This window comes from Bradyrhizobium sp. 2TAF24 (assembly GCF_052115025.1).
In the GTDB taxonomy this organism is placed as follows: Bacteria; Pseudomonadota; Alphaproteobacteria; order Rhizobiales; family Xanthobacteraceae; genus Bradyrhizobium_A.
Window position 1 is genome coordinate 34284 of sequence record NZ_JBFRFW010000022.1, and the last position, 25606, is coordinate 59889.

The following is a 25606-nucleotide window of genomic DNA, read 5'->3' on the forward strand; positions in this document are numbered from 1 at the left end:
CTGCCCCCCTCAAAAAGAAGGCGGCTTTTTCATAAGCCGCCTTCCATTCACCTGCCACTCACTTCGCGGTGAGGGCGTCTTGAGCCGATCAGGCCGCGAGCTGCCGGATCACGTACTGGAGGATGCCGCCGTTACGGAAGTATTCCAGCTCGTCCAGGGTATCGATGCGGCACAGCAGCGGCACGCGCTTGACCGCGCCGCCAGCCGAGACGATCTCCGCCTCCAGCGTCTGGCGCGGCTTGAGGTCGCCCTGCAGGCCGCGAATCGTGACCTGCTCGTCGCCCTTCAGACCGATCGACTGCCAGGAGGTGCCGTCCTCGAAGGTCAGCGGCAGGATGCCCATGCCGACGAGGTTCGAGCGGTGGATGCGCTCGAAGCTCTGGCAGACCACGGCGCGGACGCCGAGCAGACGGGTGCCCTTGGCCGCCCAGTCGCGCGACGAGCCGTTGCCGTACTCGGCGCCGGCGAACACCACCAGCGGCACCTTCTCTTCCTGGTACTTCATGGCCGCGTCGTAGATCGTCATCTGCTCGCCGTCCGGCCAGTGCTTGGTCAGACCGCCTTCCGGGATGTTGCCGTCGGCGCCCTTCAGCATCTGGTTCTTGATGCGGATGTTGGCGAAGGTGCCGCGCATCATCACCTCGTGATTGCCGCGGCGGGTGCCGTACTGGTTGAAGTCGGCAGGGCGCACCTGGTGCTCGGACAGGTACTTGCCGGCCGGCGACGTCAGCTTGATCGAGCCCGCCGGCGAGATGTGGTCGGTGGTGATCTTGTCGCCGAAGATCGCGAGGATGCGGGCATCGACGATGTCGGTGACCGGCTCCGGCTCCTGCTTCATGCCTTCGAAGTAAGGCGGGTTCTGCACGTAGGTCGAGCTCATGTTCCAGCGATAGGTCTCGCTGGCCGTGGTCTTGATCTTGCGCCAGTTGGTGTCGCCCTTGAACACGTCGGCATACTTCTTCTTGAAGATCTTCGACGTGACGAACTTCTTGATGAAGGCGTTGATCTCCTTCGTCGTCGGCCAGATGTCCTTGAGGTAGACGGGCTTGCCGTCCTTGCCGGTACCGATCGGCTCCTTGGTGAGGTCCTTGGTCACCGTGCCGGCGAGCGCGTAGGCAACGACCAGCGGCGGCGACGCCAGGTAATTCGCCTGCACGTCCGGCGACACGCGGCCTTCGAAGTTGCGGTTGCCCGACAGCACGGCGGCGGCGACGATGCCGTTGTCGTTGATCGACTTCGAGATGTCTTCCGGCAGCGGGCCCGAGTTGCCGATGCAGGTGGTGCAGCCGAAGCCGACGAGGTTGAAGCCGACCTTGTCGAGATCCTTCTGCAGGCCCGAATTGGCGAGATACTCGGCGACCACCTGGCTGCCCGGGGCGAGCGAGGTCTTGACCCACGGCTTGGCCTTGAGGCCCTTCGCGAAGGCGTTGCGGGCGAGCAGGCCCGCGCCGATCAGCACGCTCGGGTTGGAGGTGTTGGTGCAGGAGGTGATCGCGGCGATCACGACGTCGCCGTGGCCGAGGTCGTCCTTGCGGCCTTCGACGGCGTAGCGGTTGGCGGCGTCGTCGGCCTTCTTGTACTCGCCCGCCATCGCGTTGGCGAAGCCTTCGGCGACCGCCGGCAGCGCGACACGGCCCTCGGGGCGCTTGGGACCGGCGAGCGACGGCACGACGTCGCCAAGGTCGAGCACCAGCGTCTCGGTGAACACCGGATCCGGCGTCTTGGCGGTGCGGAACAGGCCCTGCGCCTTGGCGTACTTGTCGACCAGCGCGACACGCGGCGCGGCGCGGCCGGAGATCTTCAGGTAATCGATCGTTTCCTTGTCGACCGGGAAGAAGCCGCAGGTCGCGCCGTATTCCGGCGCCATGTTGCCGATGGTGGCCTTGTCGGCGACCGAGAGATGGTCGAGGCCCGGGCCGAAGAACTCGACGAACTTGCCGACCACGCCCTTCTTGCGCAGCATCTGCGTGACGGTGAGCACGAGGTCGGTGGCGGTGACGCCTTCCTTCAGCTCACCCTTGAGCTTGAAGCCGATGACTTCCGGCAGCAGCATCGACAGCGGCTGACCGAGCATCGCGGCTTCCGCCTCGATGCCGCCGACGCCCCAGCCGAGCACGGCGAGGCCGTTGACCATGGTGGTGTGCGAATCGGTGCCGACCAGCGTGTCCGGATAGGCGACCTCGAAGGTGCCGGTCTTGCGGCCGACAGTCATCTTCTGCTTCTTGGTCCAGACGGTCTGGGCGAGGTATTCGAGGTTGACCTGGTGGCAGATGCCGGTGCCCGGAGGCACGACGGAGAAGTTCGAGAACGCGCTCTGGCCCCACTTCAGGAACTCGTAGCGCTCCTGATTCTGCTTGTACTCTTCGGCGACATTCTTGCCGAAGGCGGCGTTGTTGCCGAAGAAGTTGACGATCACCGAGTGGTCGATGACGAGGTCGACGGGAACCAGCGGGTTGATCTTCTCGGCGTCGCCGCCGAGCGACTGCATCGCGTTGCGCATCGCCGCGAGATCGACCACCGCCGGCACGCCGGTGAAGTCCTGCATCAGCACACGCGCCGGGCGGAAGGCGACTTCATGCTCGAGCTTGCGCTTCTTGAGCCACTTCGCCACCGCGAGGATGTCTTCCTTCTTGACCGAGCGGCCGTCCTCGTTCCGCAGCAGGTTCTCCAGCAGCACCTTCATCGAGAACGGCAGCCGCGAAATACCCTTGAGACCATTTTTTTCCGCGGTCGGCAGGCTGTAATAGACATACGTCTTGGCGCCGACCTTGAGGGTCTTCCGGCATTTGAAGCTGTCAAGCGAACTCATGTGAGGCAATCCTGATTGGGACGTGGGAAGGACACCCGTGGGGTAGTCTCGGGGGCAGTCTGAGGTATCTTGATACCCTAGCATGCGGGGGGATCGGAGGACACAAAAAGCCTCCCACCAGCACAACTCAAGGCACCGTCGACCCCGGTTTATAATGTTTTTAAAGTAGTCGCCAAGACTAATACGAATGCGTTTGCCATACGAACCAGATATGGCTCGCCGCTGTTTCTGGTCCTCCGCTGCCCGCAATGTCGAAGTCCAATCCCATCGGCGCATCGTCGTCAGCGGTACGGCCGCTGCGGCGCGTCGGCCCGCAGCTCGAAACCGATACCCTTTTGCCGGCATCCTGCTTAGAAAGGCGGCGATGAGCATCACGCGTCTTTCCGGCACCGGCCTGACCTGCATTCGCGGCGGGCGCGAGGTGTTTGCCGGGCTGGATTTCGAGGTGACCGCAGGAGAAGCGCTCGCGGTCACCGGCCACAACGGTGCCGGCAAGTCGTCGCTGCTGCGCCTGATCGCCGGGCTACTGCCGGCCGCGCAGGGGCGAATCGCCATCGAGGGCAATCCTGCGACCGATCTCTCGCTGGCCGAGCAGATCCACTATCTCGGCCACCGCGATGCGCTCAAACCGACCCTGACCGTGCAGGAAAACCTCGCCTTCTGGCTGGATTTCCTCGGCGGCGAACGCAACACGCTCGATGCCAGCCTCGCCACCGCCGGCCTTGCCCATATCGCCCGGCTGCCGGCCGCGACCCTGTCGGCAGGGCAGCGGCGGCGGCTGTCGATGGCCCGCCTGATCGCGGTCAAACGACCGGTGTGGCTGCTGGACGAGCCGACCTCGGCGCTCGACGCCGATGGCCAGGCGCTGATCGCACGGCTGATGTCCGGCCATCTGACGCAGGGCGGCCTCGTCATCGCCGCCACCCACGGCCCGCTCGGCATCACCGCGCGCGAACAGCGAATCGGCCGCGCCGCATGATTGCACTGATCCGCCGCGACCTTCGCATGGCCCTGCGCGCCGGTGGCGGCGCGCTGACCGGCGTGCTGTTCTTTCTCGCCGTGGTGGTGCTGATCCCGTTCGCGCTCGGCCCCGACCTGGCGCTGCTGCGCCGCCTCGGCCCGGCGATCCTGTGGCTCGGCGCGCTGCTGGCCAGCCTTCTGACCCTCGACCGCCTGTTCACCGCCGATCATGAGGACGGCTCGCTCGACCTCATCCTGATGGGGCGCCAGCCGCTGGAACTGGCGTGCCTTGCGAAGGCGATCGCGCACTGGATCGCCGCCGGCGTGCCGCTGATCGTCGCCTCCCCGGTGCTCGGCCTGCTGCTCAACCTCGACCTGGCGGCCACCGGCGCGGTGGCGCTGACGCTGCTGATCGGCACGCCGGCGCTGACCCTGACGGGCATGATCGGTGCCGCCCTCGCGGTGAGCCTGCGCCGCGGCGGCCTGCTGCTCGCGGTGCTGGTGCTGCCGTTGTCGATCCCGGTGCTGATTTTCGGCGTCGCCGCCTCCAGCGCTGTTGCCACCCCCGGGGCGGAGTTCGGCGCGCCGCTGTCGATCCTCGCCGCGCTGTCGCTGGTCGGCCTCGTGGTCGGGCCGGTCGCCGCGGCCGCCTCGCTGCGCCAGGGATTGGATTGAGGGCTGGACTTAAGAGCAGGACTTAAGACCCTATCCTGCGTTGTTCATTGACGGGGCACAACCTTGTGCCGCAAAAACACCCGACTGTGCCTGCACCAGAGCCTCTCCGGTCCGTGCCGGACCGCCCGCCGAACGCCCGCAGAGACCACGATACGATGACCGATTCCGCTGTCCGCCGCCCCACGGCCGCCACTTGCGGCTGCTGCCTCAGCCGCCGCCAGATGCTGGCGGGCGGCGCGGCGTTCGCGGCGAGCGCCGTCGGCCTGCACCATGCCGCCCGCGCGCAGACCGCGACAGTGCCGTTCCGCATCGACGTGCACCATCACCTGACGCCGCCGGACTACGTCACCGCCATCACCGGCAAGGCGCATCTGCCGGTGCCGGCTGCAAACTGGTCGCTCGCCAAATCACTCGACGACATGGACGCCGCCGGCGTGCAGACCGCGGTGCTGTCGATCTCCACGCCCGGCCTGTGGTTCGGCGATGCCGCTGCCGCCGCCAGGCTGGCGCGCGGCTGCAACGACTACATGGCGCGGCTGATCGCCGACAATCCCGGCCGCTTCGGTTCGTTCGCGGCACTGCCGCTGCCCAATGCCGACGCCACGCTCGGCGAGATCGCCTACGCCCTCGACACGCTGAAGGCCGACGGCGTCTCGGTGTTCACCAGCTATGACGGCAAATGGCTTGGCGATGCGCTGTTCGTGCCGGTGTTCGACGAGCTCAACCGCCGCAAGGCCGTGGTCTCGGTGCATCCGAACACCACCGCCTGCTGCGGCAACCTCATTCCCTACATCCCTGACAGCGTGATCGAATACGGCACCGACACCACGCGCACCATCGCCAGCCTGATCTTCTCCGGCGCCGCGGAGCGCTGGCCGGACATCCGGTTCATCTTTTCCCATGCCGGCGGCGCGATGCCGTTCCTGATCGAGCGCTTCGAGGTGCTGGCGCGGATGCCGCAGGCCGCCAAGATGCTGCCGGGCGGCGTGCGGGCGCCGCTGCAGCGCTTCTTCTACGACACTGCGCAGTCGTCCAATCCCGCGGCGATGGGCGCCCTGCGCCAGCTGGTCGAGCCGACGCAGATCCTGTTCGGAACCGATTTTCCGTATCGCACCAGCCTCGAGCATGTCACCGGCCTCGCCGGCTGCAAGGTGCTGGCGCCAGACCTGCGCCGGATCGAGCGCGACAATGCGCTCGGCCTGTTGCCGCGGTTGCGCGGATGATGGATCGCGTTTCGCTTCGGAAGCACCGCGGCGCATCCCGTCCACCCAAATCCGTCACCGCAACGTCATTGCGCCGCGCCTGACATTGCCGGCCGTTCTGCTATAAGGCCGCCCATGGCTCTGATCGATCTCGCGAACCCCACTCGTTTCCTGGCGCTGGCCGGGCGAGCGCTGCCATGGCTGGCCGCCGCCACCGTGATCCTGCTGCTGGTCGGCCTGCAGCAGTCCTACGTGGCGCCCGACGACTACCAGCAGGGCGCGACCGTCAAGATCATGTTCATCCATGTGCCCAATGCCTGGCTGTCGATGTTCGTGTGGGGCGTGATGAGCGTCGCCTCCCTCGGCACGCTGGTGTGGCGCCATCCGCTCGCCGACGTCGCCGCCAAGGCCGCCGCGCCGCTCGGCGCCGCGTTCACCTTCCTCGCCCTCGTCACCGGCTCGCTGTGGGGCCGGCCGATGTGGGGCACCTACTGGGAATGGGACGCCCGGCTGACCTCGGTGCTGATCCTGTTCCTGATGTATCTCGGCCTGATGGCGCTGTGGCATGCGGTGGAGGATCCCTCCCGCGCCGGCCGCGCCGCCGCGGTGCTGACGCTGGTCGGCGCCGTCAACCTGCCGATCATCAAGTTCTCGGTCGACTGGTGGAACACGCTGCACCAGGGCGCCTCGGTGCTGCGGATGGGCGGTTCGACCCTCGATCCTGCGTTCCTGCGGCCGCTGCTGATCATGGCGGTGGCGTTCACGCTGCTGTTCGTCACACTGCACATCGCGGCGATGCGCAACGAGATCCTGCGGCGACGGGTCCGCACCCTGCAGATGCTGCAGGCCAGCCAGCAGCCCGTGTGAGCGCCGCCATGCTCGGCCCCTATGCCACCTTCATTGTCGGATCCTACGCGGTCGCCGCCCTGGTGGTGCTGGCACTGATCGTCTGGGTGATGGCCGACCACCGCCGCCAGCAGGCGACCCTGCGCGACCTCGAGGCGAGCGGCGTGACGCGGCGCTCGGGACGCGAGGCGGCATGACCACGGCCCCGCCGCAAAGCCCGACCCCTTCCGCGCGCCGACGCTCCTGGCTGGTCGCCGCGCCGCTGGTGGTGTTCGCGGGCCTTGCCGCGATCTTCTGGTTCCGCCTCGGCTCCGGCGATCCCTCGCGCATTCCCTCCGCCCTGATCGGCCGTCCCGCGCCGCAGACCGCACTGGCGCCGCTGGAGGGCCTGACCGATGGCGGCACGGCGGTGCCCGGCCTCGATCCCGCCGCGCTCAAGGGCCGGGTCAGCCTGGTCAACGTCTGGGCGTCGTGGTGCGTGCCCTGCCATGACGAAGCGCCGCTGCTGCTCGCGCTCGGCAAGGACAAGACGCTGCAGGCCAAGGGCCTGCAGGTGATCGGCATCAACTACAAGGACGCGCCCGACAACGCGCGGCGCTTCCTCGGCCGCTACGGCAATCCGTTCAACCGCGTCGGCGTCGATCCCAACGGCCGCGCCTCGATCGAATGGGGCGTCTACGGCGTCCCCGAAACCTTCGTGGTCGGCCGCGACGGCCGCATCGCCTACAAGCTGGTCGGCCCGATCACCCCCGAGAACATCGACGGCGTCCTGAAAGCCGAGATTCTCAAGGCCATCGGTGCGGGAGCCTAAGCCTGCGATAGCTGTGCGCTCACCGCGTCAGCCGATGGCCTGATTCCGCGCCATGCGGCGCACCAGCGCAATCGCTGCGAACGTCAGTCCCGCACCGGCCAGGACATCGGCAAGATGATGGCCTCCGACAGGCAGCGTCGACACGATCATCGTTCCGTTCAGCAGCAAGACTGGGATCATGAGCCAGCGCGTCTCGCGCAGCGCATAGACGGTCATGACGCCGAGCATGGTGTGGAACGAGGGGAAGCTGACCACGCCTTGAAGCGCGGAGAGATCGATCACCGAAAGTGATCCGTCGCGCAGCATCGCGAACGTGCGAGCAAAAGGCCACATCTCCCCCGACGCGGCGAAATTCCCGAACAGCTGCGGCGCAGGATCGTAATATGCGAAAGCACCCGCCGCCGGCGACAGGCAGGTGCCGATGCACAGTCCGACCGCGCTGAGGCTGAGAACGGCGAGCAATTCCGCAATACGCTCGCCGCGCCGGGTCAAAGCCAACCAGACGATCACCAGCTTGGCGACCTCACCGATCGTTTCATAGACCCTGACCAGCGCTGTCGCGAGCACCGGGCTGGCGTTCGTCAGATCCAGAAAGCGCGGCCAGTCGAAGCCGAGGGCACGGTCGATGCGGGCCAGCACGGCATCCTGCAGCGGCAGGTCTGCCGCCGTCGCGAGGTAACTCAGAGACACGCCAGCCGTCAGCAGCGCGCCGATCGGCAGCGCCGTCCGCCACATCAGCTCCGTTGCCGCCAGCGCACGGCGCAGCACGACGGCCGGACGCCGCGCGTCGCCGCTGACACGGCTGAATGCGATCGTGAAAAAAGCTCCGGCAAGCACGCAGCCGCCGATGCCCTGCAGGAGACTGATCCAGTTTGATGGCGCGAAGGAGAGCCTGGAGTTCGGCAGCCATGCCGCATCGGCGACAATGCATCCCACGACGCAGCACCAGACGATCGCCATGTGACGCTGCGCAGCCGCGCCACAGTCGCTGAACATCAGCCAGCGGCCGACGACATCGCGCAGGCCGGAGGAATCGGAGGTGCCCCCTTTGTCGGCCGCCGCCCTGGCACGCTCTGCGACATCAAAGACCGAAGACATGGCGCGACCTGAAGCTGCGATCCCAGCCCGCAGGAGATAGGGCGCATTCCTAAACATGCTTTTAAGGGCGAGCCCGCTTTCGACCGGGAAGCCGTGAGGTCCGGCCACGCCGGCGACATCCCGCGGACCATCGCGCAGGTCGGGAACGAGGCCCCGCAATATCCGGAAATGCGCGCTAAGCTCCTAAAATATTTCGCACATTTATCTGCGGTTCATCTGGCGGCCACGGCGCCGCCCCAAAGCGGCGTTTCGCTACGGGTGTCGGCGCCATCGTGGCGGCGGCACTTCGGGCGAAGCACTCAGCAAACCCTTCGCCCTCTTTTCTGGTCCTCTGGAGGGACAACTCTGATGCGTCGTTTCACGCTTGCAGCAATCACCGCCCTCGGTCTGATCGCGGCCTCGCCGCTGATGGCCCAGACCGCGGCTCCCGCCACCGGCACGTCGAAAATGGCGCCTGCGCCCGCACCGGCCCCCGCAAGCAAGATGGCTCCGGCGGCAGCGGCCAAGACCGACCTGCTGGACATCAACGCGGCGACCGCCGATGAACTCGATGCCCTGCCCGGCATCGGCAAGGCCTACTCGGCCGCGATCATCAAGGGCCGGCCCTACAAGGGCAAGGACGAGCTGGTGCAGAAGAACATTCTGCCCCAGAAGACCTATGACGGCATCAAGGACAAGATCATCGCCAAGCAGAAGAGCTGATGACCGACAGGGATGGCGTCGCAGCAGCGCGCCACGCCCGTGAACGTCAATGCCCGGCGGTCACCACCGCCGGGCCAGCCGTTTGTCGCGCCTCGCTCGTCGCCGTGGCGCTATCCGTCATGACGGTTTCAGTCGGCGCCAGTGCCGGCGCGTTCGCCAGCACAGGCGCCGCGTCGCCGGCGGGTGGTGCAGCGGGCGGCCTGAACGGATCGACCAGCAGATGGAAGAAGCCGCGCCGGGCCATGTCGCCGGCACCGAACACCGCGGCCCGCGGCCGCTCCGACACGTACAGCGTGCCGAACAGCCAGTCCCAGACCACGAGCAGCGCACTGAAATTGCGATCATAAGCGTCGCGCTCGTTGGCGTGATGCCAGTGATGGAAGCGCGGATCGACGACGATCCGCCGCAGCGGGCCGAACCCCCAGCTGACATTGGCGTGGCTCAGCATCGCCTGCACGCCGTGCACGGCCTTGGCGGCCGCGATCGCCTCCAGGGGCAGGCCGACAACCAGCAGCGGCACCGAGGTGAAGATGCCGGTGATGGTCAGGTCGACCGGATGGAAGCGATAAGCCACCATCCAGTTCATCTCCTCGGCGCTGTGATGCACCTCATGGAAGCGCCACAGCAGCGGGGTGTGCATCAGGCGGTGGCTGACATAGATGCCGAAATCCGCCAGCACGACGCACGCGACCACCTGCAGCCAGAACGGCCACGCCGCCACCGGCGTACTGAACCCGGCCGGCACCACGGCATCGACGGCGAGATAGACCAGCCCCGCAACGGCGCCGCCGAGCAGTGCGGTGACGGTCAGGTTGAACAGCAGCAGCAGGATGTTCTGGCGGCGCTCGCGGCTGAACAGCACCAGCGGATAGGCGCAGAACAGGTATTCGGCCGGCGTGAAGACCACGGCCCAGAGCAGCGGCTGGAGATAGGCAGTGATCGACATCGGCCGGGCCTCCGGGGCGCGCAGCCGAAGGGGCGCGCCAGCGCCCGCGTCGGGCAGGCGCGGCGGCAGATTGCCCCGGCGGCGATTAAGAAAGCATTAGCCTTCGCGACAGATTGGGATCACGCCCACTCGCCGCCGCGCATCAGCGGCTCGCGCTGGCCATCGGCGGCGATGCCGTCGACGTCGATCTCGCCGGAACCGATCATCCAGTCGATGTGGATCAGGCTGGTGTTGGCGCCCTTCTCCGCGAGTTCCGGCGGCGACAGCTTGTCGCCGTCACGGATGCACTTGGTGTAGGCCTGCCCGAGCGCGATGTGGCTCGCCGCGTTCTCGTCGAACAACGTGTTGTAGAACAGGATGCCGCTGTTCGAGATCGGCGACGAATGCGGCACCAGCGCCACCTCGCCGAGCCGCCGCGCGCCCTCGTCGGTCGCGAGCACCTTCGCCAGCACGTCGGCGCCGGTGCGCGCCTGCGACTCGACGATAGCACCGCCCTCGAACCGCACCGCGATATCCTGGATCAGCGTGCCCTGATACGACAGCGGCTTGGTGCTGCGCACAATGCCGTCCACCCGCAGCCGGTGCGGCGTGGTGAACACCTCCTCGGTCGGGATGTTGGCGTTGCAGACGATGCCGTTCCTCGCGGTGGAGGCGCCGCCCTCCCACCAGTGGTCGTCGGCGAGGCCGACCGTCAGGTCGGTGCCCGGCCCGCGGAAATGCAGCGCCGCATAGCGCTTGCCGTTGAGATAGCCGGTGCGCTTGTCGAGCGCGGCGTTGTGCCGCGCCCACTCCGCGACCGGGTCAGTGCCATCGACACGCGAGGCGGCGAAGATCGCATCCCACAGCCGCGCCAGCGCGACCTCCGGCGGATCGTTCGGGAACACCGCCTGCGCCCAGGCCGGCGTCGCATAGGACACGATGCTCCAGTTGATGTCGAAATTGACGATCAGCTCGAGCGCCGGCTTGTACGCGGCCGAGCGCGCGCGATTGGCGCGCGCCACCCGCTGCGCATCCTGCTCCGACAGCAGCGAGGGATCCTCGCCAACCACCGCGAGCCGCGCGGCGCCGTTACGGAACGCCGTGGCCATGCCGTCGTAAAGCCAGTTGCTCGCCTTGTCGAAGCTGCCGTCCGGCGCATAGCGGAAGCGCGACAGCGTCGCCTCGTCGTCCGAGAACAGCGTCGTGACCAGCGACGCACCGGCCTTGTAGGCCTGCGCGGTGATCCGCCGCACCAGCGGCAGCGCATCGACCGGCGCGGTCATCACCAGCTCCTGGCCGGCGCGCAGCTGCAGCCCGACCCGGATGGCGACTTCGGCGAGGCGATCGAGGCGTTCGTCGTGAGAGAGCAGAGGCGTGCGGGCGGCTTCGATGGTCATGGACGTTCTCTCGACCTTGAATGAGCGGTTGAAGCGATTCAGGATTTGCCGGTCTTGCCGCGCTCGGTGTCACTGGCCTCGGCGGTGGCGGGTTCCAGATGATAGCGCTTGACCAGCGGCATCTGCAGCATGGCGAAGATCATGGTCAGCGGCACCACGCCGAACGCCTTGAAGCTGACCCAGAAGTCCGTGCTCTGGGTCCGCCAGATCACCTCGTTGAGCACCGCCATGAACAGGAAGAACAGTGCCCAGCGCAGCGTCAGCTGACGCCAGCCCTCCGGGGTCAGGTTGAACACCTGGTCGAACATGATGGCGATGAAGGAGCGACCGAACAGCAGGCCGCCCCCGAGCGTCACCGCAAACAGGCCGTAGATGATGGTCGGCTTGACCTTGATGAAGGTCTCGTCGTGGAACACCAGCGTCAGCGTGCCGAACACCAGCACGATGGCACCGGACACGAGGGTCATCAGCGGCACATGCCGCGTGACGATGTACGACGCCGCCATCGCCACAACGAAGGCAACCATGAAGGCGCCGGTGGCGATGAACAGGTTTCCCTTGGCGTTGGCGATGAAGAACACCACCAGCGGACCGAGTTCGGTGGCGAGCTTGAACAGCGGATGCGGGACGTTCTTGTTCATTGATCGATTGCGCCTGTCATGAGCATGGTTTGGTCACCGGCCGCGGTGTGCCCGCCGCCGGTCGCGCCGGTCAGTCCCGTCCCGCGACCGCGCGGGCAAAATCCGCCGCGGTGAACGGAGCGAGATCGTCGACGCCCTCGCCGACCCCGATGAAATGGACCGGCAGCTTGTACTTCTCGGCGAGCGCCACCAGGATGCCGCCACGCGCCGTGCCGTCCAGCTTGGTCATGACGAGACCGGTGACACCGGCCGTCTTCTGGAAGGCATCGACCTGCGACAGCGCGTTCTGGCCGACGGTGGCGTCGAGCACCAGCAGCACCGCGTGTGGCGCTGTGGCGTCGACCTTGCGCAGCACCCGCACCACCTTCTCGAGCTCGTTCATCAGCTCGGCCTTGTTCTGCAGCCGGCCGGCGGTATCGATCAGCAGGATATCGCGGCCGTCGGTCTTCGCCGCGGTCAGCGCGTCGAACGCCAGCCCCGCGGCGTCCGCGCCGTGCTCGCGCGCCACCACCGGCGCGCCGGTGCGCTCGCCCCAGATCTTGAGCTGCTCGATCGCCGCGGCGCGGAAGGTGTCGCCGGCGGCGAGCATCACCTTGCGGCCTTCCTGTGCGAACTTCGCCGCGAGCTTGCCGATGGTGGTGGTCTTGCCCGAACCGTTGACGCCGACCACCAGAATGACGAACGGCCTGTGCGCCCCATCGATCTCGAGCGGCTTCGCCACCGGCGCCAGCACCTTCTCGACCTCGGCGGCGACCACCGTCGTGACCTCGTCGGCCGAGATCGCCTTGTCGTAGCGGCCATGACCGACCGCACCCGCGATCCGCGCCGCCACCTCGGTTCCGAGATCGGCGCGCAACAGCACGTCCTCGATGTCCTCGACCATGGCGCGGTCGAGCTTGCGCTTGGTGACGAGGTCGGCGACCGCGCTGCCGATCGAATTCGACGTCCGCTTCAGGCCGCTGGACAGCCGCCGCCACCAGCTCTGCTTGGGTTGCTCTGTGCTATCGCTCATGATCCCGCCGTGTTAGCCGTTTCCCGGACCAAACGAAAGTCACCATTCCTCCATGGATACACCGCAGCTCACCCCGGAACAGATCCAGGCCCGCGTGCTTCATCGCGACGGCCTCATGCTGGTGATCGACAAGCCGGCGGGAATTCCGGTGCATCGCGGCCCCAAGGGCGGGCCGAACCTGGAAGCGTCGTTCGATGCCCTGCGTTTCGGCCTGCCACGCCCGCCGGTGCTGGCGCACCGGCTCGACCGCGACACCTCGGGCTGCCTGGTTTTGGGGCGGCATCGCAAAGCCACGGCGTCGCTCGGCCTGCTGTTCAAGCACAGCAAGGTGACGAAAACTTATTGGGCCGTGGTCGAGGGCGGCCCGACCGATGATGCCGGCGAGATCGACATCGCGCTGGCGCCGCGCAGCGAGGAGCGCGGCTGGTGGCAGAAACCGGATCCCGCCGGCCTGCCGTCGCAGACGACCTGGCGGGTGCGCGGCCGCAGCGACAATCTGACATGGCTGGAGCTCGAACCGATCACCGGCCGCACCCATCAGTTGCGCGTGCATTGTGCGGCGATGGGCTGGCCGATCGTCGGCGACAATATTTATGGCAACGGCCCGCGCTTCGGCGAGCCGTCGCTGCACCTGCATGCCCGCGCCATTGTCATCCCGCTGTCGAAGAACAAGCCGCCGGTCGAAGTCGTCGCGCCGGTGCCGGCCCATCTGCAGGAACGGCTCAAGGCGTGCGGCTGGACGGACGCGCTGGAGCCAGCACCCAGCGCCTGAGCGACGTCACCGGCACGAACTCAGCAAGCTCGGCAATCTCACAACGTCCAGCGAACGAACCCCAGTACTGCTCGAACAGCTGCCGCGCCAATTGCAGCGAGGTCGGCGAGAGCCCCGTCGCCAGCGTGACATGCGGTGTAAAGGCATGCGGCTGGTAGTCCGGCCGCACCGCGCCAGGCAGGGCCGCCACCACCTCGGCCTGCAGCTGCCGCAGCTCGGCGGATTCGGCGAGTGCGGCGAAGATCACGCCGCTCGCCGCGAAGGTCTCAACGACGGTCAGCGCGACGTCGATCACCGACCGGCCGGCGAACAGCTGCTCCAGCGCATGCTCGGCCGCGGCGACATCGAGCTGATCACAGACCGCGAGCGTGAGGTGCGGCGCATAGCCGAGTTCGAGCATCGAACGCGACAACCCGGTGGCGGCGAGCAATTGCCAATGCCAGCGAATCCTGTCCGCGGCGTTGTCGTCGAGCAGCAGGCTGATCGCGTAAGCCATCCTTCAGACCTTCAGGCGGCGCGCAGCCGGGCGCCGTCATGCCCGGAGATGGTCAGCGGCCGGATCGTGCCGGGTGTCGCGCCGGTGATCGCGACCGGCAGGAAGTGCTCGGTGCGGCCCTGGCTCGCGCTCTCGATCAGCACGGTACGGGTCATGCCGACATCGGCGGCGAGCCGGCGGCCGAGCGCATGATCGCCCGCCTCGCGCAGCCGCCGCGCGCGGTCGCGGATGGCGCGACCCTCGACCTGCGGCATCCGCGCCGCCGGGGTGCCCGGACGCGGCGAGTAGGGAAACACATGCAGGAAGGTGAGGTCGCAGGCGTCGACGAGGTCGAGCGAGCGCGCGAACATCGCCTCGGTCTCGGTCGGGAAGCCTGCGATGATGTCGGCGCCGAACACCATGTCGGGCCGCAGCCGCCGCACCTGGGCGCAGAACGCGACCGCATCGGCATGGGAGTGCCGCCGCTTCATGCGCTTGAGGATCAGATCATCGCCCGCCTGCAGCGACAGGTGCAGGTGCGGCATCAGCCGCGCGTCGTCGGCAATGGCGTCGAGCAGGTCGCGGTCGGCCTCGATCGAATCGATCGAGGAGATGCGCAGCCGCCGCAGCTCCGGCACGTGGCGCAGGATCTGCTTCGTCAGCGAGCCGAGCTTCGGCGTGCCCGGCAGGTCCGCGCCATAGCTCGTGAGGTCGACCCCGGTGAGCACGATCTCGGCATGGCCGGCCGCGACCAGCGTGCGCACCTGATCGACCACCGCGCCCATCGGCACCGAGCGCGAATTGCCGCGGCCGAACGGAATGATGCAGAATGTGCAGCGATGGTCGCAGCCGTTCTGCACCTGCACGAAGGCGCGCGGCTGGCCGGCGCCAAAACCGTCGACGAGATGCGGCGCCATCTCGCGCACCGCCATGATGTCGGACACCGCGATCTTCGGCGCCGCCGCGACACCGAATGCGGGCGCTGCGAACGCTGCGCGGGTCGCGCGCCAGGCGGACGCTTGCATCTTGTCGTCGTTGCCGAGTACCCGGTCGACCTCGGCCATGGCGGCGAACATCGGCCCTTGCGTCTGTGCGGCGCAACCGGTGACGACGATGCGGGCCTGCGGCCGCGCGCGCTTGAGCTTGCGGATGTGCTGGCGCGCCTGCGCCACCGCCTCGTTGGTCACGGCACAGGTATTGACCACGATGGTGTCGGCGAGGCCCGCACCGGCCGCCTCGCGGCGAATCACCTCGGATTCGAACGCGTTGAGGCGGCAGCCGAACGTGACGACGTCGATGGTCATCTCATGCCAGATTTCACGCCAGGTTGGCGAACAGCGCCGGATCGAACCGGCCCTCGAACTCGAAATCGGCAGCGCCGGTCATCAGCACGTGATCGTCGCCCTCGCGCCATTCGATCACGAGGTCGCCGCCCGGCAGCGTGATCCTCACCTTGCGGTTGGCACGCCGCAGCCGCGCGGCCGCGACAGCGGTGGCGCAGGCGGCGGAGCCGCAGGCCTTGGTGAGGCCGACGCCGCGCTCCCAGGTGCGGATCACGATATGGTCGCGATCGACGACATCGGCGAGCGTGATGTTGGCCCGCTCGGGAAAGATCGGGTGGTTTTCCAGCAGCGGCCCGAAACGGCCGAGGTCATAGGCGTTGACGTCCTCGACCCAGAAGATGGCATGGGGATTACCCATGCTGACCACCGACGGGGTGTGCAGCACCGGCGCATCGATCGGGCCGATCTGCAGCTCGATGGCGCGGGTGTCGCGGAACTCCTCGGCGAGCGGAATGTCCTTCCAGCCGAGCCGCGGCGCTCCCATGTCGACGGTGTAGGTGCCCGGGGCCGGCCCTTGCCAGCAGTTCAGCAGGCCCGCCCGGGTCTGGAACGTCAGCGCGCTCTTGCCGGTCGCCTCGAACACGCGCCGCGCGACACAGCGCATGCCATTGCCGCACGCCGCCGCCTCCGAGCCGTCGTTGTTGTAGATGCGGATGAACGCTTCCGTGCCCTGCAGCTGCGGCGGCATCAGCACCATCAACTGGTCGTAGGGCACGCCGGCCGGCGCCGCGATCGCCCGCGCCTCCGCCGCGCTGACCGCAACAGCCGAATCGCGCAGGTCGAGGACGACGATCTCGTTGCCGATGCCGTTCATCTTGACGAAGCTGTGGTTGGCGAGCGCGCTCATGACATCCCTTGGGGCGCCCGCAATCAGGCGCTGCTGGGCCTCTATATGGCGAAGACGGCCGCACTTGGCCAGTCCCGGCGGATTCCGCCGCGGGCTCGCGGCGACGGCCTGCTTTTTGCCGCCATGTTGTCATGACATATCTGTCATGGGACGAGGGCGCAGTTCACATGATAGGGTCCGCCGCCATTCGGCACGCCATCTGGGGAGACATGGAATGAACCGCGCCCGCCTACGTCATCTTGCACTCACCACGCTGGTGCCGGCCGCGGCGATATCCCTCAGTCTGACCGCGGGCTGGGCCCAGTCGCCGCCCGCGACGCCGGCCTCCCCGCCGGCCGCAACCCCCGCGCCCGCCACACCTGCCGTGACGCCCCCGGCGGACAAGCCTGCCACGCCTGCGGCCGGCGCTGCCGCCACACCAGCCGCCCCTGCGACCCCGCCCGCAGCGCCGGCAGCCGGGACCGCGCCGCCGGCCCCTGCCGCATCCGCGCCTGCCCCGACACCGGCCACACCACCCGCCGCCCAGGCCCCCGCATCGCCGCCGGCCACCGTCCAGATTCCTGCTCCGTCGCCCGCCGAGAAGGTGCAGGTCGCCGATCCGTTCGGCGAGGAAACGACGCTGACGCCGAAGACCGTGGTGATGATCAAGGGCAAGGCGAACTGGGATTCCGCCTTCGACACCCTGATCGACTCGCTGAAGTCGCTGACCTCCACCCTCGACAAGCAGGGCGTCAAGCCGACCGGCTCGGCGCTGATCGTCTACACCTCAACCGACGACACCGGCTTCTCCTTCCTTGCCGAGCTTCCGGTCGACCAGGAGCCGAAGGGCCTGCCGAAGGACGTCACCGTCGGCAAATCGCCGGACGGCAAGGTGCTGAAGTTCGTCCATCGCGGTTCCTACGACAACATGGACAACACCTACGAGGCGATCACCAACCACCTCGACGACAAGCGGCTGGAAGCCAAGGACACCTTCATTGAAGAGTATGTCACCGATCCGCTGAAGACGGCGGAAGACAAGCTCGTCATCAACGTTTTCGTCCCCCTGAAGTGAGTGCCCCACACATGACGCGTTCGACCTCCCTCCCGCTCGCCCTGCTCTGCGCCGCGGCCCTGTCCGGCGCGACGGGATTTGCGACCGCCGCCCGCGCGGACAGCGTGCCGCCGCCCTCGATCACGGTCAGCGGCGACGCCACGCTGTCGGTGGTGCCCGACCGTGCGGAGATCGACGGCGGCGTGACCACCGAGGCGAAGACCGCGCGCGAGGCGGCGGACGCCAACAACAAGGCGATGGCCGGTGTGCTGGCGGCGCTGAAGGCGTCCGGCATCGCCGACAACGACATCCAGACCTCGCGCCTGTCGCTGCAGCCGCAGAGCACGGCGAACCGCAACGGCAATGGCCCGGTACAGATCACCGGCTACCGCGCCACCAACCGCGTAACGCTGACGCTGCGCGACGTCACCAAGGTGGCCGGCGCCATCGATGCGCTGGTCGGCGCCGGCGCCAACGAGATCAGCGGCATCAGCTTCTCGGTGTCGCAGGCCTCCAAGCTGCTCGACGACGCCCGCGCCCGTGCGATCGCCGATGCCCGCCGCAAGGCCGAGATCTACGCCAAGGCGGCCAATGTCACGCTGGGCGAACCGCTCAGCATTGCCGAGGAAGGCGCGCCCGGGCCGGTGCCGATGTACGCGCGCAAGATGGCGGCCGATGTCGCCGCGACCCCGGTGGCGCCGGGCTCCGAGACGCTGCGCATCGCCGTCAGCGTCTCCTACGCCATCAAGCCGCAGTAAGGCCTGCCCGCCACGACAGCGCGCCGGCCGCGGCCGGCGCGTCAGATCATGACCACCTCGCCCGGCTTCAGCGCACGAAACCGCTCGCGCGGCACGCCAGCCGCGTCGAGCGCGAGGTCGAGCTGCTCGGCCGGCTCGACGATCGGCTCGTCGGTGAGCTGGAACGTGCCGTGGTGATGGGCGAGCGCCTGTTCGGCGCCGCAATCAGCCAGCGCCCTGACCGCATCTTCCGGGTTCATGTGCTGGTCGCGCATGAACCAGCGCGGCTCATAGGCGCCGATCGGTAGCAGCGCGATGCGCAAGGATCCGTGGCGCTCGCGCACGCGGCGGAAATGCACGCCGTCGCCATAGCCGGAATCGCCGACCGCATAGACCTTGCCCGCCGGCGTCTCCAGCACGAAACTCGCCCACAGCGCGCGGTTGCGGTCGAACAGGCCGCGCGCGGTCCAGTGCCGTGTCGCCACGAGATGCACCGCGACGCCGGCACCGAGATGCACCCGATCGCCCCAGTCATAGGCCTCGGCGCGGATCGCCCGGTCATGCGCGCGCATGGTCAGGTCGTTGCCGAGCGGCGTGATCACCCGCGGCGCATGCGCGGCGTTCAGCCGCGACAGCGTGACGAGATCGAGATGGTCGTAGTGGCCGTGCGACACCAGCACCACGTCGATCGGCGGCAGTGCTGTAAACGCGATACCCGGATCATTGACCCGCTTCGGCCCCAGCGACTTGAACGGCGAGGCGCGCTCCGACCACACCGGATCGACGAGGATGTTGAGCCCACCGGCCTGGATCAGCCACGACGCGTGGCCGACGAACGAAAACCGCGCCGCCGCGCCATTGATCCGCGCCGGCGGCGTATCGCTGAATGGCGACGGATGCCAGGCCGGCCATGGCGCCGGCTTGCGGGTGCGCTGCCATTGCCAGACCTCGCGCAGCCGTTTCGGCGGACTGCCGTGGGGATCGAAGAAATGCCTGCCGTTGAAATGGTCGGTGACGGGGCCCTGGTAACGCGGCATCGAGACGTCCGAAGCGAGGCGGGAAACGGGTGGATCAGTGAGCCCGCCCACCTCTAAGGTGACGGGTCCCGTTCCGACATGGTGCCGCCGATGACGATTTACAACGCCTGGTTCGATCTCAAGCCGGGGGTGAGCGACACGACCTTCAGCGACAACCTTGCCGCCTATCTCGGCCGGCTGCAGGCCGAGGGGCTGCTGGTGGGCTGGCGGCTGATGCGCCGCAAGCTCGGCCTCAGCGGCGCCGATGTCGGCGAGTTTCACCTGATGATGGAGTTCGACAGCCTGGACCAGCTCGACCGCGCCTTTGCGCTTGTCGGGTCCCGCCGGGAGCCGGTCGAAAGCCTGCACTTTGGCGTCAACGCCCTGGTCCAGAACGTGAAATTTGCCCTCTACCGCGACTTTCCGGATCCGATCCGGCACCGTGGTGAGGAAAAATTCTAATCCGATCAATCCCTTAATTGGATGCCGGGCGACGACGGCGGCACACCGGGCATTGACTTTCCGCCCCATAGCCGCTTTAAGTCCGCCCACTTTCGGAAAGATCTTCTTTTCGACCCGCCGCCCGGTCCATGAGGCCGGAGGTCAACGCCCGACAGCGCTGTGCGCCCTCGGGCGTCAACGTGTTTTGTGCGACGACACGCGGCGGGGCGAGACGGGATCTTCAATCATGTATCCGTCGGGGCCTGACGCTCCACGGGTCGAGGCAGCGGGAAGGCAGACGTGTTCGACAATCTGTCGGAAAAGCTTGGCGGCATTCTCGACCGGCTGACGCGGCGCGGTGCGCTGACGGAGGCTGACGTCGACGCGGCCATGCGCGAGGTTCGTCGCGCGCTGCTCGAGGCCGACGTCGCGCTCGACGTCGTGCGCAGCTTCACGGACAAGGTCCGCGAGCAGGCGATCGGCGCCACCGTCGTCAAGTCGGTGACCCCCGGCCAGATGGTGGTCAAGATCGTCCACGACCAGCTGGTCGAGACGCTGGGATCCGACAGCCAGACCATCGACCTCAACGCCCCGGCCCCGGTCGCCATCATGATGGTGGGTCTGCAGGGCTCGGGTAAGACCACCACCACCGCGAAACTCGCCCGCCGCCTCACCCAGCGCGACAAGCGCAAGGTGCTGATGGCCTCGCTCGACGTACGCCGTCCGGCCGCGATGGAGCAGCTCGCCGTGCTCGGCCGCGACGTCGGCGTCGACACCCTGCCGATCGTCGCCGGCCAGCAGCCGCCGCAGATCGCGACCCGTGCGCTGCAGGCCGCCAAGCTCGGCGGCTATGATGTCGTGCTGCTCGACACCGCCGGCCGCACCACGCTCGATGAAGAGATGATGGTCGAGGCCGCGCAGGTGAAGGCCGCCGGCCAGCCGCACGAGGTGCTGCTGGTCGCCGACTCCCTGACCGGCCAGGACGCCGTCAACGTCGCCCGCGCCTTCAACGAGCGCGTCGGCCTCACCGGCATCGTGCTGACCCGCGTCGACGGCGATGGCCGCGGCGGCGCCGCGCTGTCGATGCGCGCGGTCACCGGCCGGCCGATCAAGCTGATCGGTGTCGGCGAAAAGACCGACGCGCTGGAAGACTTCCATCCCAGCCGCATCGCCGGCCGCATTCTCGGCATGGGCGACGTGGTGTCGCTGGTCGAGAAGGCCGCCGCCAACATCGACGCCGAGAAGGCCGCCCGCGCCGCCGAGAAGATGCGCAAGGGCCAGTTCGACCTCGCCGACCTGCGCGACCAGTTGCTGCAGATGCAGAACATGGGCGGCCTCGGCGGCCTGATGGGGCTGATGCCCGGCATCGCCAAGATGAAGAACCAGCTCGCCGCCGCCAATCTCGACGACAAGGTGGTGAAGCGCCAGGTCGCGATCATCGATTCGATGACCCGCGGGGAGCGCAAGAATCCCGACATCCTCAAGGCCAGCCGCAAGAAGCGCATCGCCGCCGGCGCCGGCACCAAGGTCGAGGACGTCAACAAGCTGCTCAAGATGCACCGGAACATGGCCGACATGATGAAGGCCATGGGCGGCGCCAAGCGCGGCCCGCTCGCCGGCCTCGCGCAGGCGATGGGCTTTGGCGGCGGCATGCCGTCGCCCGACCAGCTCAAGGCGATGGCGGAGAAGATGCCGGGCGGATTGCCGCAGGGCATGCCGTCGCTGCCGAAGGATTTTCCGGGCGGTTCGCCGACCGGACTGCCGGGCCTCCCGGGGCTCGGAAAACCGACATTGCCGGGCCTCGGAGGTTTTCCGGGCATTGGCAAGAAGAAGTAACTGCCGTTTCACACCCATTCATCGAACAGACACTTAAGGAGAGACCCATGTCCGTCGTGATCCGCCTCGCCCGCGCAGGCACCAAGAAGCGTCCCGTCTACCACGTCGTCGTCGCCGACTCGCGTTTCCCGCGCGATGGCCGCTTCATCGAGCGTCTTGGCCACTTCAACCCGCTGCTGCCGAAGGACAACGAAGCCCGCCTCAAGCTCGACCTCGAGAAGGTCAAGGCCTGGCTCGCCAAGGGCGCGCAGCCGTCGGACCGCGTGGCGCGCTTCCTCGATGCCGCCGGCATTGCCAAGCGCACCCCGCGCAACAACCCCGAGAAGTCCGTGCCGCGCAAGGAGCGCAAGGCCGCTGCGGCCTAAGCTGGTCTGAGCTTACCGTGATGCCCGGCTCTGCCGCCGGGCCGTCCGGACGAGAAGCGTCTCCACCTTCTCCGCGTCATCACCGGGCCGCCGCGAAGCGGCGTGACCCGGTGATCCAGCTTCCGAGGCTGCGCAGCCAGGAAGAAAGCTGGACTGCCGGGTCAAGCCCGGCAATGACGCAGAATCTGAGGCGCGGCCTACGTCTCCAGTGAGCCGCCGGACAATCGCGGCTCGTGCCGGCGATGATGCTTTTCACGGAATGACGCCATTGGCGCAGGACACCAAAATCTGCGTTGCCAAGATCGGCGCTGCGCACGGCGTGCGCGGCGAGGTCAAGCTGTGGCCGTTCACGGAAGATCCGCTGGCGGTGCTGCACTATGGCCCGCTGTCGACCAAGGACGGCGCGCAGCAGTTCGAGGTGGTGCGGGCGCGGGAGGCCAGGGGCCATCTCGTCGCCGTGCTCAAGGGCATCGCCACCCGCAACGACGCCGAGCGGCTCAACGGCGTTGAACTCTACATCGCCCGCGACAGGCTGCCGCCGACCGCGGACGATGAATACTACCATGCCGACCTGATCGGCCTGGCCGCGGAAAGCGCCGCCGGCGAGCCGATCGGCCGCGTCGTGGCTGTTCATAATTTCGGCGCCGGCGACATCATCGAGATCGCGCCGCCCAAGGGGCCGACCCTGATGCTGCCGTTCACCAATGCAGTGGTGCCGACAGTCGACCTCGCGCAGGGCCGCGTCATCATCGAGCGGCCGCAGGAAATCGAGGGCGACAGCCCGGATGCTGCCGAGCAGGACTGAGCGCCGCGCAGCGGCATCCGTCGCATCCTCCGACATCAGATCTGACGAGGCGAGGCGGCATCAGCCGCGGCGCGCCAGCGCCGTCATCTGCCTGACGAAGGGCGCGTCCAGCGGCTCGTCCATCAACAGCCGGTACCACAGCGCGCCATAGATCGCGAACACCAGGCCATCGCGGTGGCGCGCCTCGACGCCGGCATGGGCGAGACAACGGCGCAGCGCGTCGCGCCGCGGTTCGATCAGCCGCGCCTTGACCTTGTCGCGCAGCGCTGTGTCGAACTGCGCCTGCGCCATCAATGAGCGCAGCACCGGGCCGGCGCGCGTCGCGCCCTCGCAGACCTCAGTGAGAAACGCCGGCAGCGATTCCGTCTCGGTGATGGTGATGCGGCCTTCGGCCCAGTCCTCGAGCGCATCGAGCACGAGATCGGCCTTGCCCGGCCACCAGCGATAGATGGTCTGCTTGCCGGTGCCCGCCTGCGCCGCGATCGCATCCATCGTGACGTCGGCATAGCCGTGCGTCACCACGAGATCATAGGCCGCATCCAGGATCGCCCGCCGCGCCGTGTCGCTGCGCGGCCGTCCTCGCGCCTTGCCGTCCGTGTCGTCCATCGTCGTCAACCGCACCCTTCCCGTCTCTTGTCGTCGCTTGTCTTCTCTTGCCACCCCTTGCGAGACTTTTAGTCTCGGAATATATTCGAGACTGCAAGTTTCGAAATTGAGGATATCGACCATGGCGACCCTCGACAAGGCTTCCGCGACCCACAAGGCCTGGCGGCTGCATGCCCTCGGCGACCTCCGCTTCGACGACGTGCCGACGCCCGCGCCGGCGGATGACGGCATCGTCGCCACGGTCGAGGCCGCCATGGTGCTGTCCTATACGGGCAAGGTGTTGTCCGGCGCGGTGCCCTACGGTCTGCCGGCGCTGCCGTTCGTGCCCGGCACCAACGCCATCGCCCGTGTCGTCGCGACCGGCCGCAATGTCGGCCATGTCACCGCCGGCGACCGCGTGTTCCTGAGCCCGCACCTGCGCGCTGATGTGCCGGACCGGGAGCCGGCGCAGATCCTGATCGGCCTGACCCGGATGGGCGAGACGCCGGCGATCCACGGACTGCAGCAGCGCTGGAGCGACGGCGCCTTCACGGAGATCGCGCACTGGCCCGCCGCCTGCGCGACGCCGCTGCGCGGCCTCGATGACCGCCCGGCGGAGGAACTGCTCGGCCTCGCCAAGCTGGTGGTGCCGTTCGGCGGCCTGCAGCGCCTGAATCTCGGCGGCGGCCAGGTCGTCATCGTTAACGGCGCCACCGGTTATTTCGGCTCCGGCGCGGTGATGCTGGCGGCAGCGATGGGCGCCGCGCGCGTGGTCGCGGTGGGCCGCGACAGTGCTGCGCTCGACAGGCTGCGCACGGCCTTCGGCCCGCGCGTCGCCCCCGCCGTTGTGACCGGCACGGATGCGGCCGCCGATCTCGCTGTCATCCGCGCGGCCGCGGGCGGCGCGGCCGACGCCGCGATCGACCTGCTCGGCAGCGCCAAGAGCACCTCGACCACGCTGTCGACCTTGCGCGCGCTGAAGCGCGGTGGCCGTCTCGTGATCATGGGCAGCGCCGACGTGCCGCTGGAGATCTCGTTCCGCGAGCTGCTCGCCAATGACTGGGAGATCGTCGGCCAGTTCATGTACGCGCGCACCGCTCCCGGCGACCTCGCTGCGCTGGCGACTGCGGGTCTGCTCGATCTCGGCAAGATCGCGGTGAAGCGCTTTCCGCTCGCGCGCCTGCCTGATGCGATCGAAGCGGCGGCGACCATGCGGGGCCTCGACCTGACCGCGGTGATCCCCTGATCCAGGGAACGACAGTCAGCCCATCTGCCGGCCCTGCTGCGCCAGCCAGTCGCAGAACACCGCACTGTGCGGCGCGCTGCGCCGGGCCTGTGGGATGTAGGCGAAATAGCTACGGGCCGGCAGGCTGATCTTCGGGAACGGCGTCACCAGGCGCCCGGCCGCGAGGTCGTCGGCGATCAGTGCCGTCGGCCCCATCGCGACACCGAGGCCGTCGAGCGCGGCCTGCAGCGTCAGATAGAAGTGGTCGAACGTCAGCGATGCCGCTGGCTCCAGCGCGGCATGCCCGGCCTCGGCGAGCCAGTCGCGCCACAGCCGCGGCATCGACGTGACATGCAGCAGCGTATGCCCAGCCAGATCCGCCACATCGGCGAGCGGCCGCTGCGTCAGCAGCGCCGGGCTGCACACCGGCAGCCGCTGCTCCGACAGCACGAAGCGCGCCGTGTAGCCATGAAAGGCATCGGGCCCGCCGCGGATCACCACGTCGAACGGCTCCGGCAGCGCATCCAGCGGATCGTTGGAGGTGGCGAGCCGCACCTCGATATCGGGATGCTCGGCACGGAACAGCGGCATGCGCGGCAGCAGCCAGCGCAGGCTGAAGGTCGCCAGCGCATTGACCCGCAGCACCACCGCCGGCCGGTCATCACGCCGCTCACGGTGCAGTTGCACGGCTGCGGCAATGCGGTCGAGCGCGGGGCCGAACTCGGCGAGCAGGGCCGCGCCGGCCGGGGTCAGCACCACCCGCCGGGCAGCGCGGCGGAACAGCGCCGGCGCGCCCAGCCAGTCCTCGAGCAGCTGCACCTGCTGGCTCACCGCGCCATGGGTGACGCCAAGCTCGGAGGCCGCCTCCTTGAAGCTGCCGTGACGGGCGGCCGCCTCGAAGGCGCGGACCGCGTTCAGCGGCGGCAGGCGGCGAATGCGGAAGGGCGTGATCATGAGATAGATTTTCTAACGCATAATCCCATTATTCCTGATTTGTGACAGATATGCGAAGTGCGGCATAGTGGCGTCATAACCTGATGACGACATA

General features: G+C 68.0%; 27 protein-coding genes. 15 read left to right on the forward strand and 12 right to left on the reverse strand.

From position 1 onward, the window contains the following. Positions 1-88: 88 nt before the first annotated feature. Positions 89-2809 carry an aconitate hydratase AcnA gene (gene acnA / locus AB4Z37_RS27775; RefSeq protein ID WP_441519946.1) on the reverse strand — a complete coding sequence of 907 codons (2721 nt, stop codon included), beginning with the start codon at positions 2807-2809 and terminating at the stop codon, positions 89-91. Positions 2810-3173: 364 nt separating this feature from the next. Between acnA and ccmA the strand changes: the two genes are divergently transcribed. The 6 genes from ccmA to AB4Z37_RS27805 all read left to right on the forward strand — a co-directional run bounded on the left by ccmA (position 3174) and on the right by AB4Z37_RS27805 (position 7303). Beyond that, positions 3174-3788 (forward strand): heme ABC exporter ATP-binding protein CcmA, encoded by a 615-nt coding sequence (gene ccmA, locus AB4Z37_RS27780; protein WP_441519947.1) that lies wholly within the window; start codon positions 3174-3176, stop codon positions 3786-3788. Continuing rightward, positions 3785-4444, forward strand: coding sequence for a heme exporter protein CcmB (gene ccmB / locus AB4Z37_RS27785; protein ID WP_441519948.1), 660 nt, complete (start codon positions 3785-3787; stop codon positions 4442-4444). Before ccmA ends, ccmB begins: the two co-directional genes overlap by 4 nt. Before the next feature lie 155 nt (positions 4445-4599). Beyond that, positions 4600-5667: an amidohydrolase family protein gene (locus tag AB4Z37_RS27790; RefSeq protein ID WP_441519949.1), complete on the forward strand. Its 1068-nt coding sequence runs from the start codon at positions 4600-4602 to the stop codon at positions 5665-5667. A 114-nt stretch (positions 5668-5781) separates the two neighbouring features. Beyond that, a complete protein-coding gene (locus tag AB4Z37_RS27795) occupies positions 5782-6513 on the forward strand; it encodes a heme ABC transporter permease (RefSeq protein ID WP_441519950.1) in 732 nt (243 codons plus the stop codon). An 8-nt stretch (positions 6514-6521) separates the two neighbouring features. Next, a complete protein-coding gene (gene ccmD / locus AB4Z37_RS27800; RefSeq protein WP_441519951.1) occupies positions 6522-6689 on the forward strand; it encodes a heme exporter protein CcmD in 168 nt (55 codons plus the stop codon). Continuing rightward, positions 6686-7303, forward strand: coding sequence for a DsbE family thiol:disulfide interchange protein (locus AB4Z37_RS27805; RefSeq protein ID WP_441519952.1), 618 nt, complete (start codon positions 6686-6688; stop codon positions 7301-7303). The genes ccmD and AB4Z37_RS27805 overlap by 4 nt, the downstream gene beginning before the upstream one ends. A gap of 27 nt (positions 7304-7330) precedes the next feature. Here the strand turns inward: AB4Z37_RS27805 and AB4Z37_RS27810 are convergent, their stop codons facing one another. Further along, positions 7331-8263, reverse strand: a complete 933-nt coding sequence (locus AB4Z37_RS27810; protein ID WP_441519953.1) for a phosphatase PAP2 family protein — start codon at positions 8261-8263, stop codon at positions 7331-7333. A 486-nt stretch (positions 8264-8749) separates the two neighbouring features. Here AB4Z37_RS27810 and AB4Z37_RS27815 point away from each other — a divergent pair, with 486 nt between their 5' ends. After that, the gene (locus AB4Z37_RS27815; RefSeq protein WP_441519954.1) at positions 8750-9103 is read left to right on the forward strand and encodes a ComEA family DNA-binding protein; all 354 of its coding nucleotides are present in this window, start codon (positions 8750-8752) and stop codon (positions 9101-9103) included. Between the two features lie 46 nt (positions 9104-9149). Here AB4Z37_RS27815 and AB4Z37_RS27820 read toward each other — a convergent pair whose 3' ends face one another. The 4 genes from AB4Z37_RS27820 to ftsY form a co-directional block, all read right to left on the reverse strand. Beyond that, positions 9150-10049: a sterol desaturase family protein gene (locus tag AB4Z37_RS27820; RefSeq protein WP_441519955.1), complete on the reverse strand. Its 900-nt coding sequence runs from the start codon at positions 10047-10049 to the stop codon at positions 9150-9152. A gap of 119 nt (positions 10050-10168) precedes the next feature. Next, positions 10169-11425, reverse strand: a complete 1257-nt coding sequence (locus AB4Z37_RS27825; RefSeq protein ID WP_441519956.1) for an aminopeptidase — start codon at positions 11423-11425, stop codon at positions 10169-10171. A gap of 38 nt (positions 11426-11463) precedes the next feature. Beyond that, positions 11464-12066 carry a septation protein A gene (locus AB4Z37_RS27830; RefSeq protein WP_441519957.1) on the reverse strand — a complete coding sequence of 201 codons (603 nt, stop codon included), beginning with the start codon at positions 12064-12066 and terminating at the stop codon, positions 11464-11466. Positions 12067-12136: 70 nt separating this feature from the next. After that, the gene (gene ftsY / locus AB4Z37_RS27835; RefSeq protein WP_441519958.1) at positions 12137-13078 is read right to left on the reverse strand and encodes a signal recognition particle-docking protein FtsY; all 942 of its coding nucleotides are present in this window, start codon (positions 13076-13078) and stop codon (positions 12137-12139) included. 52 nt (positions 13079-13130) lie between these two features. On the opposite strand from ftsY, the gene AB4Z37_RS27840 reads away from it, so the two are divergent. After that, positions 13131-13850: an RluA family pseudouridine synthase gene (locus AB4Z37_RS27840; RefSeq protein ID WP_441519959.1), complete on the forward strand. Its 720-nt coding sequence runs from the start codon at positions 13131-13133 to the stop codon at positions 13848-13850. On the opposite strand, the gene AB4Z37_RS27845 is transcribed toward AB4Z37_RS27840, so the two are convergent. The 3 genes from AB4Z37_RS27845 to dapF are packed head-to-tail and all read right to left on the reverse strand — an operon-like array spanning position 13801 to position 16515. Continuing rightward, complete coding sequence (locus tag AB4Z37_RS27845) at positions 13801-14346, reverse strand: 2'-5' RNA ligase family protein (RefSeq protein ID WP_441519960.1); 546 nt, start codon at positions 14344-14346, stop codon at positions 13801-13803. The genes AB4Z37_RS27840 and AB4Z37_RS27845 overlap by 50 nt on opposite strands. Before the next feature lie 11 nt (positions 14347-14357). Beyond that, on the reverse strand, positions 14358-15629 hold the full coding sequence (gene mtaB / locus AB4Z37_RS27850) for a tRNA (N(6)-L-threonylcarbamoyladenosine(37)-C(2))-methylthiotransferase MtaB (RefSeq protein ID WP_441519961.1): 1272 nt from the start codon (positions 15627-15629) through the stop codon (positions 14358-14360). Positions 15630-15642: 13 nt separating this feature from the next. Further along, positions 15643-16515 (reverse strand): diaminopimelate epimerase, encoded by an 873-nt coding sequence (dapF, locus tag AB4Z37_RS27855; RefSeq protein ID WP_441519962.1) that lies wholly within the window; start codon positions 16513-16515, stop codon positions 15643-15645. A 214-nt stretch (positions 16516-16729) separates the two neighbouring features. Between dapF and AB4Z37_RS27860 the strand changes: the two genes are divergently transcribed. Further along, complete coding sequence (locus tag AB4Z37_RS27860) at positions 16730-17569, forward strand: GyrI-like domain-containing protein (protein WP_441519963.1); 840 nt, start codon at positions 16730-16732, stop codon at positions 17567-17569. An 11-nt stretch (positions 17570-17580) separates the two neighbouring features. After that, positions 17581-18306 carry an SIMPL domain-containing protein gene (locus tag AB4Z37_RS27865; protein ID WP_441519964.1) on the forward strand — a complete coding sequence of 242 codons (726 nt, stop codon included), beginning with the start codon at positions 17581-17583 and terminating at the stop codon, positions 18304-18306. A 41-nt stretch (positions 18307-18347) separates the two neighbouring features. On the opposite strand, the gene AB4Z37_RS27870 is transcribed toward AB4Z37_RS27865, so the two are convergent. Beyond that, on the reverse strand, positions 18348-19322 hold the full coding sequence (locus AB4Z37_RS27870) for an MBL fold metallo-hydrolase (protein ID WP_441519965.1): 975 nt from the start codon (positions 19320-19322) through the stop codon (positions 18348-18350). A 90-nt stretch (positions 19323-19412) separates the two neighbouring features. Between AB4Z37_RS27870 and AB4Z37_RS27875 the strand changes: the two genes are divergently transcribed. The 4 genes from AB4Z37_RS27875 to rimM all read left to right on the forward strand — a co-directional run bounded on the left by AB4Z37_RS27875 (position 19413) and on the right by rimM (position 22748). Continuing rightward, entirely contained in the window at positions 19413-19763 is a 351-nt protein-coding gene (locus AB4Z37_RS27875) for a DUF6614 family protein (protein ID WP_441519966.1), read from the forward strand. A 279-nt stretch (positions 19764-20042) separates the two neighbouring features. Then, complete coding sequence (gene ffh, locus AB4Z37_RS27880) at positions 20043-21578, forward strand: signal recognition particle protein (protein ID WP_441519967.1); 1536 nt, start codon at positions 20043-20045, stop codon at positions 21576-21578. A 47-nt stretch (positions 21579-21625) separates the two neighbouring features. Beyond that, positions 21626-21943 carry a 30S ribosomal protein S16 gene (gene rpsP / locus AB4Z37_RS27885; protein WP_441519968.1) on the forward strand — a complete coding sequence of 106 codons (318 nt, stop codon included), beginning with the start codon at positions 21626-21628 and terminating at the stop codon, positions 21941-21943. Between the two features lie 259 nt (positions 21944-22202). Then, on the forward strand, positions 22203-22748 hold the full coding sequence (gene rimM / locus AB4Z37_RS27890; RefSeq protein WP_441519969.1) for a ribosome maturation factor RimM: 546 nt from the start codon (positions 22203-22205) through the stop codon (positions 22746-22748). A 60-nt stretch (positions 22749-22808) separates the two neighbouring features. On the opposite strand, the gene AB4Z37_RS27895 is transcribed toward rimM, so the two are convergent. Continuing rightward, on the reverse strand, positions 22809-23354 hold the full coding sequence (locus tag AB4Z37_RS27895) for a TetR/AcrR family transcriptional regulator (RefSeq protein WP_441519970.1): 546 nt from the start codon (positions 23352-23354) through the stop codon (positions 22809-22811). A gap of 121 nt (positions 23355-23475) precedes the next feature. Between AB4Z37_RS27895 and AB4Z37_RS27900 the strand changes: the two genes are divergently transcribed. Next, positions 23476-24579: a zinc-binding dehydrogenase gene (locus tag AB4Z37_RS27900; RefSeq protein WP_441519971.1), complete on the forward strand. Its 1104-nt coding sequence runs from the start codon at positions 23476-23478 to the stop codon at positions 24577-24579. Positions 24580-24594: 15 nt separating this feature from the next. Here AB4Z37_RS27900 and gcvA read toward each other — a convergent pair whose 3' ends face one another. Then, positions 24595-25512 (reverse strand): transcriptional regulator GcvA, encoded by a 918-nt coding sequence (gene gcvA, locus AB4Z37_RS27905; protein WP_441519972.1) that lies wholly within the window; start codon positions 25510-25512, stop codon positions 24595-24597. Between the last annotated feature and the right edge of the window lie 94 nt (positions 25513-25606).